10 protein-coding genes are annotated in these 13,845 nt (G+C 46.5%); all 10 read right to left on the bottom strand.

Annotated elements, in window-relative coordinates:
* The 10 genes from HZS85_RS03205 to HZS85_RS03160 all read right to left on the bottom strand — a co-directional run bounded on the left by HZS85_RS03205 (position 1) and on the right by HZS85_RS03160 (position 13,823).
* A complete protein-coding gene (locus HZS85_RS03205) occupies positions 1-1,434 on the bottom strand; it encodes a glycosyltransferase family 2 protein (protein WP_056062594.1) in 1,434 nt (477 codons plus the stop codon).
* On the bottom strand, positions 1,424-2,446 hold the full coding sequence (locus HZS85_RS03200) for a HEAT repeat domain-containing protein (RefSeq protein WP_214852990.1): 1,023 nt from the start codon (positions 2,444-2,446) through the stop codon (positions 1,424-1,426). The genes HZS85_RS03205 and HZS85_RS03200 overlap by 11 nt, the downstream gene beginning before the upstream one ends.
* Positions 2,443-3,189: a response regulator gene (locus HZS85_RS03195; RefSeq protein ID WP_214852987.1), complete on the bottom strand. Its 747-nt coding sequence runs from the start codon at positions 3,187-3,189 to the stop codon at positions 2,443-2,445. The genes HZS85_RS03200 and HZS85_RS03195 overlap by 4 nt, the downstream gene beginning before the upstream one ends.
* Complete coding sequence (locus HZS85_RS03190) at positions 3,190-6,237, bottom strand: hypothetical protein (RefSeq protein ID WP_251137792.1); 3,048 nt, start codon at positions 6,235-6,237, stop codon at positions 3,190-3,192.
* A 183-nt stretch (positions 6,238-6,420) separates the two neighbouring features.
* Complete coding sequence (yihA, locus tag HZS85_RS03185; RefSeq protein WP_023468975.1) at positions 6,421-7,002, bottom strand: ribosome biogenesis GTP-binding protein YihA/YsxC; 582 nt, start codon at positions 7,000-7,002, stop codon at positions 6,421-6,423.
* Between the two features lies 1 nt (position 7,003).
* Complete coding sequence (gene lon / locus HZS85_RS03180) at positions 7,004-9,313, bottom strand: endopeptidase La (protein WP_214852982.1); 2,310 nt, start codon at positions 9,311-9,313, stop codon at positions 7,004-7,006.
* A gap of 69 nt (positions 9,314-9,382) precedes the next feature.
* Positions 9,383-10,648 carry an ATP-dependent protease ATP-binding subunit ClpX gene (gene clpX / locus HZS85_RS03175; RefSeq protein WP_023468977.1) on the bottom strand — a complete coding sequence of 422 codons (1,266 nt, stop codon included), beginning with the start codon at positions 10,646-10,648 and terminating at the stop codon, positions 9,383-9,385.
* Between the two features lie 234 nt (positions 10,649-10,882).
* Positions 10,883-12,175, bottom strand: coding sequence for a trigger factor (gene tig, locus HZS85_RS03170; protein ID WP_023468978.1), 1,293 nt, complete (start codon positions 12,173-12,175; stop codon positions 10,883-10,885).
* A 110-nt stretch (positions 12,176-12,285) separates the two neighbouring features.
* Positions 12,286-13,272 (bottom strand): hypothetical protein, encoded by a 987-nt coding sequence (locus HZS85_RS03165; protein ID WP_214852979.1) that lies wholly within the window; start codon positions 13,270-13,272, stop codon positions 12,286-12,288.
* Between the two features lie 26 nt (positions 13,273-13,298).
* Positions 13,299-13,823, bottom strand: coding sequence for a hypothetical protein (locus HZS85_RS03160; protein ID WP_251137791.1), 525 nt, complete (start codon positions 13,821-13,823; stop codon positions 13,299-13,301).
* Positions 13,824-13,845 lie beyond the last annotated feature (22 nt).

Below are 13,845 nucleotides of genomic sequence, written 5' to 3'. Positions count from 1 at the left end.
TCAGCCGACTTTTTCCTCGGTGACGTCTTCGAGGCGTTGGCGCTCCATCTGTCCCCAGTTTCCTCGACCAGTCAAGAATTGAATCAATCCACCTAGTTTGAAGAAGACTAAAATCGGACGGTACCAGAACGACTCGGTCAAGGACCATAAATACAACCGAATCAATTCTTTGACGTTCTTGAATCGGTGCATCGTCCACTCTTCCAATAATACGGCACCTGCTGATAATAAGGAACCATAGAGTAAGGCGACGACCAATAAGACGATACCAAATTCAAAGTTAAGCGTCCCGACGAGCAGGTTGAGCGGAATGATGAAATATCCGATCAGTTCAACGATAGGTCCGAGTAATTCAATCAAAAAGAAATATAGCATCGAAACGCCACCAACAGAACCATATTTCGGATTACCGATCATGCGCTTATGCGTCCAGAGTGTCTCAGCTAGCCCACGGTGCCAACGTGTCCGTTGCGACCGCAACACTTCCATTGACTCCGGAGCTTGCGTCCAACAGACTGGTGCCGGAACGTACTCGATGCGTTTATCGAGTTTATTTTCCTTCATGTATCGGTGCAAACGAACGACAAGTTCCATATCCTCACCGACAAGTCCTTCCTTATATCCACCTGCCTGGACAACGATGTTCTTTTGGAACAGACCGAACGCACCAGAGACAATCAATAAGATGTTGAAACGGCTAAGTCCAAGGCGGCCAAATAAGAATGCTCGGAAATATTCAATCATCTGCATCAAGACGATCCGTTGTTTTGGTGTCCGAATCTCGACGATTTCACCACCTTCAATCGTACAGCCATTGACGAGGAAGATTGAACCGCATGTCGCGACGACCTCTTCGTCGGACTCGACGATCGGTTTCATGACTTTTAATAGGGCATCCCGCTCTAAAATCGAATCCGCGTCAAGCGAGCAGAAATACGGATAACTGGAATGGTCGATACCGGCATTCAAGGCATCCGCCTTTCCACCATTCTCTTTATCGATAACGATCAAACGACTATCGATCCGCGAACGGTAGACTTGTTTGACCGGCTTCGAACCGATTAGAATCCTCGGATAGCGGATTTCCTTCTCCAGCTCATACGATCGGAACAATTCGTCCATCGTTCCGTCCTTTGAACCATCATTGATGACGATGACTTCATGCTCCGGATAGTCAAGTGCTAGCAAAGCTTGGACACTCGAGACGATCGTATATTCCTCATTGTACGCTGGTACAAGGATACTGACCGGCCGTGTATAGAGAGAGCGCATCAGTGGCAAGTAAGAGCTCTCTTTCCGACGGAAGCGTTGCCGTCGCACCATTTGAGCTGAAATCAGGTAAAGCATCGAATAGAACACGATGACGAGTAACATATAAATCAACACTGTCCATGAAAGGACTTCAATAATGGCTTGGATTGTCTCAGACGACATGATGCTTCATCTCCTTTGCCAACCGTTCTGTAGCTTTTTGACGTGCATAGCGGTCGGGATGTGTACTTGATACCTTCGCCAATTGTTCGATCCCGCCACAAGCAAGCAGCGCATCAAAGGCAGCCGTCCGGACCCACCACGATCGACTACCGACAAACGGCAAGATCGCTGGTATCGCATCGGCTGGAACGACATGTTCTAAGAAACGAAGGGCAAGCATTTGCTCAACCCAACTTGATTCTTCTTCCAAGTAAGGCACATATAACTTCCAGTCCTCCTCAAGCCCGATTCGCGTGAGCGCACGAAGGGCACGTTTTCGGATTTCTGGATTTTCATCTGTCGTCTTGTCACGAACGAGTGCGATATAACGTGTCTCATCGCGATCAAAGATCAACTGAAGGATCGCTAACTTAAAAGACAGTGTCAATTCTTCAAACACAGCCACCCATTCCTCTAAGTCTTGACTACGACCGACCGCAAGAATCGCACCGAAGAAACTAATCCCATTTTCTTGCTTGGCGATGGCGATTGCATCTTGCGGTGATAGTGAGACGAGGGTCCGAACGATGACATCGCTCTCTTCTTTTTCAATCGTGTTTCCCCAACGCGCATGAATCATCGGTGCGACTGCTACCAAACGGAATTGAGAGACGGCCTCATAAGCGTTCAAGCGACGGTCAATACGGTGATGCTTCAATTGTTGTTCGTAATAGGCTTGCATATTAGCAGCGACAAAAGCTTGCACTCGTTCGAGATGTGCCGGTGTTGCCGTCAAGTTAGACAGTGCGAAGAGCTCAAGCTCAGCTAAATCCTCGTTTCCTTTTTGAACCGTCGGCATGTCCTGACGTTCACCTGTCGCATAGTCGTAGATGTCATCTCGAAAAGCAAGTTGCCAATCGCTACGGGAATGCTCGCGGTTGGCACGTTTTCGTTTTTGAACGACGAGATAGACCAATGCTCCACCTTGTAAGAAAACGAGTACAACGATAAATACTAGAATCGCCTGCATCATCGGCCATCCTCAACTTTTCGAATCCACGCGCGGAATTCTTCGATTTTTAAGGGAAGGGTCATAATATAATCAACACCTCGGTCAATCGCAAGAACATGATCGCGTTCACGGTTGTACATCGAGATCATCATCGATTGGAACGGTGCGACACTCTGTTGTTTTGCTCGCAGTAGTAATTCCAGCCCATCTGCTCGTGGTAATGCTGACGTAAACACGAGTAAGTACGGACGGGATGCTACGTACTCGTCAAGGAATGTCTCTGCTCGTTCGAATGTGACGAACCGTTCGAAGCGTTCCGTCAGTTCCCGTTCCATCATCCGACGGATATGCGGATCTTCCGTTACGACGACGACATCCGCGATATGATGGATTTTCTTATAACGCGCTAGCCGGTCAAGGACAAGCTCCCGCGACAGTGTCGCCGGTAGAATTTCTCGCGCATTTTCTAAACCATAGAAAGAGGTCTCCGTATTAAAATACACGACGGGAATTCGTTCCTCGATGACAGGTTCGCTTGCGAGAACGACATCGGCATAAGAGATGTCCGTTTGCACGCACCATCCCTCTTCGATCAGACCATTGACCGTCTCCGGCATTCGTCCAACTGTGTGCACGAACAAGGTATTCGTCGACGATTGCCGGACGGTTTCTTCCGTCCATTCAATCGACGAACTGACTTCACGATCTTGACTTGTTGATTCAAACGACTGATTGATTATTTTCCACATCTCTTCACGTCGCATTTAGTTTCCTCCCTCAGTGAATGCTTTTTTCATCGTCCGATAGACAGGTTTCAGTTCTTCTCGCTGTTGCGGATTCGTCCACTCTGCCCAGTTGTAGAAACCACGATCCTTTTCAGGGATACGTGTCTCACCAACTTGACCTGTGACTTCGATTCCTTCCGTAATCATCTTCGCTTCTAATCCATCTTTCCAGAAGTCACCGATGATTTCATGTTTACTAGGGTCTCGCATATTCAAGACCATCCATGGAATACGGAGCTCTACGGTTGGTTTCGTGATATCTGAGATATCTGTCAAGATATCGTCTGGTTCTCCTTCATGTAAAACACCCGTGTCCCACTTGACGGCTGGTTTGACGATTTTTTTCGTCACCGGGTCGCGTCTTGCATAATCGAGCATTTGATAAATTGGAACGAACTTACCGCTGTCTTTTTGATCAGACGGTGGTTTTACCATCTCAAACGGCATCTTGAGACCATAGTGATAACGGAAGATATCATAACGAGCATCGACATCGATGCGCGCCTTCAGATCGATCGTCAGGCGATATTCCGCTCCTTCGTCAAGCATCAACGGACCGACTTTCGTATTCCCATCGTTCGGTTTCGTCGATAGCGCAAGTGTCGTCGGCTCTGCTTTTTTCCGGTCGATACGCAAATAGAGATAGGCTTCGTCGGATGTCATATATATCGCTTGATCCTTATTTTCAGCGACTGGTGCATACCCTTTCCAATCATCCAATTTCCCGTCAATGACGATATCTGAACGCAGGAAACCAAGCATACCGAAATGTTGTTCGCTCGTCTGGACATTCGACCAACGGGGACGCGTATTGGCATCATCATAATCCATCGTGTTCCACGTCCGCTTGAACCATTCATCTTGCCAGATGAAGACGAGTCCACCGGCTGTTTTGACGTCTTTAATGTCTTGATAGAGTTGTGCGACGAGTTCGCCTTGTTTCTTCTCACTGACATGCCCTTGATCGAAACCATTTGGTCCGAGGTGCGTCTTCCCGCGAGAACTCGGAATTCCGAATTCTGATACAAGTAGCGGCATATCATGATAATCCTTCATCTTCTTCAAGTAACGGGCATACGATTCAGATCCTTTGTCCGTTTTTTGACTGTACTCTTCCTTGATGAACGAAGGATAGTACGGATAGATGTGGTAAGACGCGAACAAGCCACCCGGGAAATCCTTCGTTGCTTTTAAGTGATTGAAATCAATGGAGACGAGGTCCTGTTCTTCCTCAATCTCTTTTGGGTGTTTCAACGGATCCGTCGTCGGCCAGTTCGTCGAACCGATTGGTCGTGTTGTGCCGTACTCTTTGATTTCGTGTGCAGTCGCCGTATCCATCCGACCTGCTAACCACGATTCGAAAGGAGACGCTTCTTTCGTCGTCGTTACATATTGTCCTTCGAAACGTGTTCCTTTGTTCTTTTTATTTGTTTCAACGACAGCTTCCGGTAACCATTCGATTCCGAAGACAAATGCTGAAACGTATTGCGAGACGTCTGAAGTGTATGTTCCGGAAGCATGACCAACAACTTCTTTAACGACTGCGTTTCCATGAATGACGTCAACCATTCGTTTTGCTTCCGTATCTGTCATCTTCATGAACTTTGGATCAAATGCATTTTTTAGTTCCTCGAACGGCTTCTCTTCGACCCACATGCCTTGCATGAGATAAATCGGTTGTTTCGCCTGTTCGTTGTAAGCTTTTAATGCATCGTAAAAAGCAGGAGGGTGCAACGTGTACACACGAATCGTATTGACCCCCATCGCTCCGATTTCCTTCAACCAACGATCATATTCGTTTCGGCTGATGGCATGTTCCCCGGGAAATGCACCTGGTCGACCAAGTCCAATGTTGACACCCTTAACGAAGTACGGCTTCCATTCACCATCTTGATACATCTCAAGTGTGTCCTGTCCTTCACGAGCTCGGGTCCGCAACTCTTGATTACCGACCTTCGTTTGTGAAAGTGGTTTGATCTTCGCAGTTTGTGTCGAGATCCGTTTCGTATCTTCAAGAATCCGCGTCAGCGTCGGGGCGTAAATCTTCCAGAAGAACGCCGATTCACTTTCCGCACTATCGAGGATGAACTGTTTGCGGAACCAATCGAGACCACTGTATCGATAATAACGTGGGATATCCGCGACGTCCGTATAATCACCGGCAAAATAGTGACCACTTCCTTGCGTGACATACGCTGGAAACTCAAGCGGCAACTGGTATTTTCGAAGCATTGCTTGTGTCTGTTTCGAAGGATTCCAAGAGAAATGCGCTTGTTGTTTCCCGCCATCTAGTTCAAGAATCTCGAACCAGTAGTTATAACGGACCTCATCTTTTGCATTCCCCTTATTTTGATCCCACTTGTAAAGTAAAGGAGTGTCATCATTGACGAAAAAAGCTTTTTCGGTCGAATCATTAATAAAAACATAACCCGGACCTGATAGTTTGAACTCTTTTTCTTTCGCTTGTGTTTTTAATTGAGCTACGACGTTTTTCTCAAGACCTTGCAGTTTTGTTAAATCTGGAAAAAATCGACCGATCCATCCTGTCCAAGCCGTTCCGAATAATTGTCGAAACGCACTGGACCGCTCGACTGACGTCGGACTTGCTGCTGTATTAAATTCCGCCACGACGGTTTTTCCTTGCGAAATCGCTTCAGTTGCTAGTTCGACGTCTTCTGTCGTCAAGCCACCACGATGTTCTTTTTTCCCGTTGACGTCATATGATTTTCCGTACGTATCCGTAAACAACAGCACATCTGCTTTAGAGGCTTGTTGTAACATTTTTTTACCTTGTGTACCATCATACCGGTTGATGTAGTCCGAATACGTATAATCTTGCCCTTGCGTATTTCGGATCTTTAAGTGATTCAATAACCACGTCGTTCCGGCATGCTCTCGCTCTTCCGTTCCGTTCGTGTAATCAAATAGCGCAATGTCTAATGTCTTTTCCTGCTTCAAGAACCAAATGGCAAATGGTGTCAGAATGAGTAAGACGACGATTGCGAACGTCCATTTATAACGCCTCATATTGGCATAGCCTCCCACTAGAACAATTTGTTCCTATCATTGTAACGTGAATCAAATGATGTTCATATAATGGAAATCAAAAATGTTGTAAGGAAATAATTAGATGCTATTTTTAGATTACTTTAACCCTCATAAAAAAAACGTCCTGCTCTCCTATTGTAGGAGAACAGAACGTTTCGTTTTTTACAGAAGACGATAAATCGCTTCCCATGCGGCATCGACGCCTTCTCCTGTCTCAGATGAGAAAGGAATTAAGGTATCTTGACCATCAAATTGCAATTTACGTTTGATTGCCGCGATATGTTTATCACGTTGACTCTTTTTGATTTTATCGAGTTTTGTCGCAACGACGATGACCGGTAGATCGTAATACTTCAAGAAATCGTACATCGTCACATCATCCGCAGACGGATCGTGTCGGATGTCGACGAGCTGTACGACACCTTTGAGGATTTCACGTTGTGTGAAGTACTTCTCCATCATCTTGCCCCACGCTTCACGCTCCGTCTTCGAGACTTTCGCATACCCGTAACCCGGTACATCGACGAACATGACTTCATCATTGATGTTAAAGAAGTTCAAGGTTTGCGTTTTACCTGGTTTCGAAGATGTCCGCGCGAGTGCTTTTCGCTGAACCAGTTTATTGATGAAAGAGGACTTTCCGACATTCGATCGCCCTGCGAGTGCCACTTCTGGCAACAATGGCTCCGGATAATGTTCCGGATTAACACCACTCGTAATAAAATCAGCTTTATAAATTTTCATGTTACTCTCCTTTTAATGCATGTTCGAGCACTTGCTCCATCGTCGCGACCGGAATGAATTCCATTCCTGCGCGGACGCTTTCCGGGATATCATCGATGTCCCGCGTATTATCTTGTGGTAGAAGAACGGTCGTCAAGCCCGCACGATGTGCTGCGAGTGACTTTTCCTTTAGTCCACCGATCGGTAAGACCCGTCCGCGTAGTGTGATTTCACCTGTCATCCCGACGTCCCGGCGAACCGGACGCTTCGTCAAGGCGGAAATCAGTGCTGTTGCCAGTGTAATACCAGCAGATGGACCATCTTTTGGTACAGCACCTTCAGGGACGTGGATGTGGATGTCTTGTGTTTCGTAGAAGTTCGGTTCGATGCCAAGGGACGTCGCATTTGCTCGGACGAAACTGTACGCAGTCTGAGCGGACTCTTGCATGACGTCACCGAGTTTCCCGGTTAACTGCAGTTTCCCTTTACCCGGAGCAAGACTGACTTCGATCGTCAACGTATCGCCCCCAAAAGCAGTATACGCTAAACCAGTCACTGCGCCAATCATATCTTCTAGCTCGCCTTGACCATAACGGTAGATCGGTTTACCTAAGAAATCATCTAGATTACGCTTCGTCACCGTCACCCGCTTCTTCTCACCCATCGCGATTTGTTTTGCTGCTTTCCGGCAAAGTGAGCCGAGGACACGTTCAAGATTACGGACACCGGCTTCTCGTGTATAACGACGAACGACTTCTTCTAGCGCGTCTGCTTTGACCGTCAATTGACTCTTTTTCAGACCGTGTTCAGCAAGTTGCTTCGATAATAGATGACGAACGGCAATTTCCGTCTTCTCTTGTTCCGTATAGCCACCAATCTGAATCAGTTCCATTCGGTCGAGCAACGGTCCTGGGATGTTCGAGACATCATTTGCTGTCGCAATGAAGAGGACATTTGATAAATCGAACGGTTCTTCGATGTAGTGATCGGAGAAGCTGTTGTTTTGTTCCGGATCAAGAACTTCAAGCATCGCGGACGATGGGTCACCACGGAAGTCATTTGACATCTTATCAATCTCATCCAGTAAGAAGACCGGGTTATTCGTTCCTGCTTGTTTTAAACCGCGGATGATTCGACCTGGCATCGCACCGATATACGTCCGGCGATGTCCACGGATCTCCGCTTCATCGCGCACGCCACCAAGTGAGACGCGGACAAACTTCCGCTCGAGCGCTGTTGCGATCGAACGAGCAAGCGACGTTTTCCCGACCCCCGGAGGACCAGAAAGACAGAGAATCGGACCCCGTAGCGAATCCGTCAATTGACGAACGGCGAGATACTCAAGAATTCGTTCTTTGACCTTTTCTAGACCGTAATGATCCTTTTCAAGCTGTTCCGAAGCAGCTGAAACGTTCAAGAAATCATCGGTTGCCTCATTCCATGGTAACGAGAAGAACCATTCGAGATAGTTGCGGATGACCCCATGTTCGGGACTTGTCGCCGGTACGACAGCTAAACGACTGATTTCCTTCTCGACGTTCGCAACCGTCGTTTCCGGTAAATCAAGCATGGACAGTTGCTCCCGGTATTTCGTCGCATCGCTTTCAACGGATGTCGACTCGCCACCGAGTTCTTGTTGAATCGTCTTCAATTGTTCCCGCAAGTAATACTCGCGTTGCGATTGTTCAATCGTCTTCTTCGTCCGTTCACGCATCTCACGTTCGAGTTCGACGACTTCATATTCATGTTTCATGACGTCAAGCAGCATCAATCCCCGTTCGACCGGATCCTGTTGTTCGAGGAACTCCTGTTTCTTCGAGATATCGATCGGTAACTTCGACGTGATATAGTCCGTCAATGAGTCGAGACGTTCATAGGTCTCGAACCGACGACGCTCATCTGTTCCGATACCTTTGATACGAGAGACGAGTTGACCGAACTGTTCTTTAATTAGACGAACGAGCGCTTCTTGTTTCGCCCCTTTGATGTCCATCTTCTCGATTGGTTCGATGACTGTTTGATACCCTTCGTCCGTCTCCTCAACGTTTTCAATCCGGACGCGTTCCTTCCCGATAACGCGGACACGAACTGTATCATTCCCAAGTTCACTCATCTTCGCGATTTGAACAAGTGTACCGACCTGATGCAACCCGTCTACAGACGGCTCTGCTTCTGGATCACGTTGCGTGACGACGACGAGATCGATCTCGTGTTCCTTTGATGCAAGTAAGGCTTTTAAGGATACCGGACGCCCGACATCAATCGTCAATCCGATCAACGGATACGCGACGACACCGCGTAACGGTAAAAGTGGATATTGTTTTTTCTTCATTCGAATTCCTCCTAAACAAAAAGACTCGGAAAGGCGTACAAGTAGCCTCCGAGCCGATTTGTCACGGTGTTACGCCGTTTCTTTTTCTTTCCCATGTTCAATTGTACCATCTTTCAACTCAAGCGTTGGACCGCGCTTACCAGTCAACGTTTCTGCTGTAATGATGACTTTCGCGATGTCTTCACGCGATGGAATTTCGAACATGATATCTAGCATAGTTTCTTCGATGATTGAACGAAGACCACGCGCACCTGTTTTACGTTCGATTGCGAGCTTCGCAATCTCAAGAAGTGCATCTTCCGTGAAGTCGAGTTCGACATCATCAAGTTGAAGCATTTTCTTATATTGTTTCACGAGGGCGTTTTTCGGTTTCGTCAAGATTTGAACGAGTGCCTCTTCATCGAGTGGCTCGAGTGTTGCCATGACTGGCAAACGACCGATGAACTCAGGAATCAAACCAAACTTTTGAAGATCTTCTGGCAATGCGGCTGCTAGAATTTCTTTTTGTGTGAGGTTACGGTTCTCTGAATCGTTTCCGAAGCCGATGACTTTTTTACCGAGACGACGTTTGATCGACTGATCGATACCATCGAATGCTCCACCAACGATGAACAAGATGTTCGTCGTATCGATTTGGATGAATTCTTGATGCGGATGTTTGCGTCCACCTTGTGGCGGTACACTTGCAACAGTTCCTTCCAAAATCTTCAGTAAAGCTTGTTGGACACCCTCACCAGAAACATCACGTGTAATTGACGGGTTTTCTGATTTACGAGCAATCTTATCGATTTCATCAATATAGATGATTCCTTTTTCAGCCTTCTCGACATCATAGTCAGCTGCTTGAATGAGTTTTAACAGGATATTCTCGACGTCTTCACCGACATAACCGGCTTCCGTCAAACTTGTTGCATCTGCAATCGCAAACGGTACGTTTAAGATACGTGCCATCGTTTGGGCAAGAAGTGTCTTACCGCTACCTGTTGGTCCAATCATGACGATGTTCGATTTTGAGAGCTCGACATCATCTGCGCGACCACCAGCATTAATTCGCTTGTAGTGATTGTACATCGCTACAGACAACGATTTCTTCGCTTTCTCTTGACCAATGACATAATCGTCAAGTGTCGTACGAATTTCATGCGGTTTTGGAACGTTCTTCAGCTCGACTTCTTCTTCGGTACCGAGTTCTTCCTCTACGATTTCATTGCAGAGTTCGATACACTCGTCGCAAATGTAAACGCCAGGTCCAGCAACAAGTTTGCGTACTTGTTCTTGTGTCTTTCCACAGAAAGAACATTTTAGCTGACCTTTTTCTTCGTTGAATTTAAACATAAAGGTCCACCCCTTTAACGTGGAAATTGTATGGATGCCTGTAGCATCCCGTCTCACGTTTTACTATTTATGATTGTAGCATGAACAAGGAAAGTCTTTCAAATCCTGGACGAACGATTTACAGTTTGATGTTCTGAACCAAGGATTGTTTGTCCTTGTTTGACCTATCGTACAAAAAAATCGACTCCAAGACCAGAAATTGGGCTTGAAGTCGATCGAAAACCATGAAATGGCTTATTTTGCTTTTGCGTTGTCGACGAGAACATCGATAGCTTTACGGAATTGAAGATCGCCTTTAAGCGTTTCAAGACCACCTTGTGGTGCAAGCATCGTTTCAAGTTGATCTGCAGGAATGTTGTAGAGTTCTGACATTGATTGAAGTTCAGTTTGTGTTTCCTCATCTGTTACTTCGATTTTTTCGTCAGCAACGATTTGCTTGAGGACGAGACGTGCTTTAACGCGCTCTTCCGCTTGCTCTTTCATTTCAGAACGCATTGCCTCTTCTGTCGTTCCAGTCAACTGGAAGTACATGTTGAGGTCGATACCTTGTGATTGAATACGTTGTGTGAACTCTTGAACCATACGCTCGACTTCGTTTTCGACCATGACTTCTGGAAGATCAACTGTCGCGTTTTTCGTAGCCGCTTCGACTAACTCATCGCGCATTGAAGCATCAGCTTCTTGCTTGCGTGTGTTTTCGAGACGCGTACGGATTTTTGTTTTCAACTCGTCGAGTGAAGAAACTTCTTCATCCATCTCTTTTGCGAACTCATCTGTCAATTCAGGGAGCTCTTGCGCTTTGACTTCATGGATTGTTACTTTGAATGTAACTGGTTTTCCAGCGAGTGATGCTTCGTGGTATTCCTCTGGGAATGTCACTTCAAGATCTTTTTGCTCGCCAGTTTTTAAACCGACCATTTGCTCTTCGAATCCAGGAATGAAGTTTCCAGAACCGATGACGAGTGAGTAGTTCTCAGCAGTTCCGCCGTCGAATTGGTTTTCCCCATCGAAACCTGCGAAGTCGAATACGACTGTATCGCCATTCTCGATGACGCCATCTTCTTTAACGACGAGTTCTGCACCGCGTTCTTGCAATGTTTTGAGTTCAGCGTCGACGTCTTCGTCAGTAACGTTCGTTTCAACTGCTGTGTACTCAAGACCTTTGTACTCACCGAGTGTAGCTTCTGGCTCGATGACGAACGTGATTTTGAATTCGACTGGCTTGCCTTTTTCGAGTGTTTCAACGTCGATGTTTTCAAGCGCGATTGGCTCGATTCCTGATTCGACGACTGCACCTTCGATTGTGTCCTTGTAAAGGATATCGAGTGCATCTTGGTACAGTGCTTCTTCACCGTACATTTTGTTGAACATTGCGCGTGGCATTTTTCCTTTACGGAAACCTGGTGTGTTCAAAGTCTTAACGACTTTCTTGAACGCTTGGTCTACCGCTTTATCAAATGCTTCAGCAGGCGCTTCATACGTGAGGACGCCGAGGCTACCTGATTGTTTTTCCCATTTTGCAGTCATGCTGAGTCCCTCCAAAATTGTCAATTAGCGTACATGTGTGTACAACAAGTCACATTATAGCACAATCGTTCTGACGATTACCACTGTTGAACGAATCGTTTCCAGATGTCTCAATCGAAGTAAATCTGCTCGAATGCGATGACTTCCGGATAGAGGATATGCACCCCCTGATATAATCGCTTCGCTAGCGGACTCAAGTCACGTTCCGGCTCTTCTTTTTCAAACGACAGACCGGCTAGTTCTTCGCATGCGAGAAGCCATTTCTCCATATCCGACCCGATTGCTTCTCGTTCTTCAAGATGAATCAACTGGTCCGAACGTAAGACGAGCAAGGCTCGAAAAGGATCCATTTTTTCTAATGTATGCATCGATGCGAGTAACGCTTGTTGTTCCTGTTGATGCGCAATCAGTACTTCTTCTAAATCTTGACGCGTCGAGATCGTCCAGTGTACATCTAAATGTGGCACATAAATGTCTGCCGGATAGGACAGATGCTCAATCACACTTCCTAATAACTGATCGATGACGAGTAGGCTTTGATGTTCTGTATCCTGAGCACGAAGATACTTGTGTGTGATGTAGTCAAAGAGCGCAGGTGTCCGTTCGAATTCAGCACCAGCCAAATGGCGCATTTGTTCGACCCAGCTTCCATGTTGCAACACATGCATCAACGCCGTTCCGGAAGTTACAGTACTCTGAGTAACATTGTTTTTTTGAACCGGTGTCGTCTTTTGTTCTCGCACCGTCATCCGCTGTTTAATCTCGTCTAACCGAAGCGCAAATCCATACGGCAGATACGGTGACGCCGAGCGTAGAGCGAGCTTCATTGGATACCGTTCTCCGAGTTCATAAAGAAAGAGTGCGAGCACTTGCTCCACACCCTCGACTTCAAGAAAACGTTCTGCTACAGTTTCGTATCGTTCACGGTCATGCAGTAATAGCGGTTGAATGACATAGAGTCGGTATAACACATCTTCTCCTGTCAATTGGTCAGTCTCTAATTCTTTTACCAGCCGTTCTTGTTCAGCTGCGGGCAAACGGAGGATGCGCACTCGTTCCGCTTCTAATTCGTGTTCCATCCAGCGGGATGTCTCCATATTCCTGCACTCCTTCATTCAACTACTTATTTCGTAAACGGATCGAGCAAAGACGTCCAGTTTGTGATCGCATCTTGTAATTTCCCTGCCTGTTCGATACCGAGACGATTTAATGTATCGAGAGAGACGTCTGTTTCAAGAAGTCGTGTGATGTCTTCTGATTGATTCACGAACTGCTCAAGCTTCGCACTTAAATTTTGCAACTCTTGCGGTGGGTTTTCAAGACCCGCCAATCGTTGGTCGATTTGATCCAACTCTTGATTAAATTGATCAATCGTTCCGTTTTCCTTCAACTTTTCGACTTGTTGGTCGAGCGCTTGCTCCGGATTCGCGGATTCGCGTGCTTTCGTAGCGGCCTCATTCAAAGAAGAAGACAGATCTGACGTGACTTGTGCCGTATCTTTCGCAATGCCTTGGAGTTCTCCCGCATAATCGACACTATTTTTCACATCGTTGACCTGTTGTTTTGCATCATCAACTGTATTTGAAATCTCACTACATCCTGCAAGAAATGTACTGAGTAACAGGACGGTACCAACTTTCTTCCACATCACTTTCACCCCTTTCGAGTTC

Source organism: Exiguobacterium sp. s130, assembly GCF_018619055.1.
Lineage (GTDB): Bacteria > Bacillota > Bacilli > Exiguobacteriales > Exiguobacteriaceae > Exiguobacterium_A.
The sequence above is the reverse complement of the archived record's forward strand: the minus strand, read 5'-3'. Positions and strand labels throughout refer to the sequence as shown.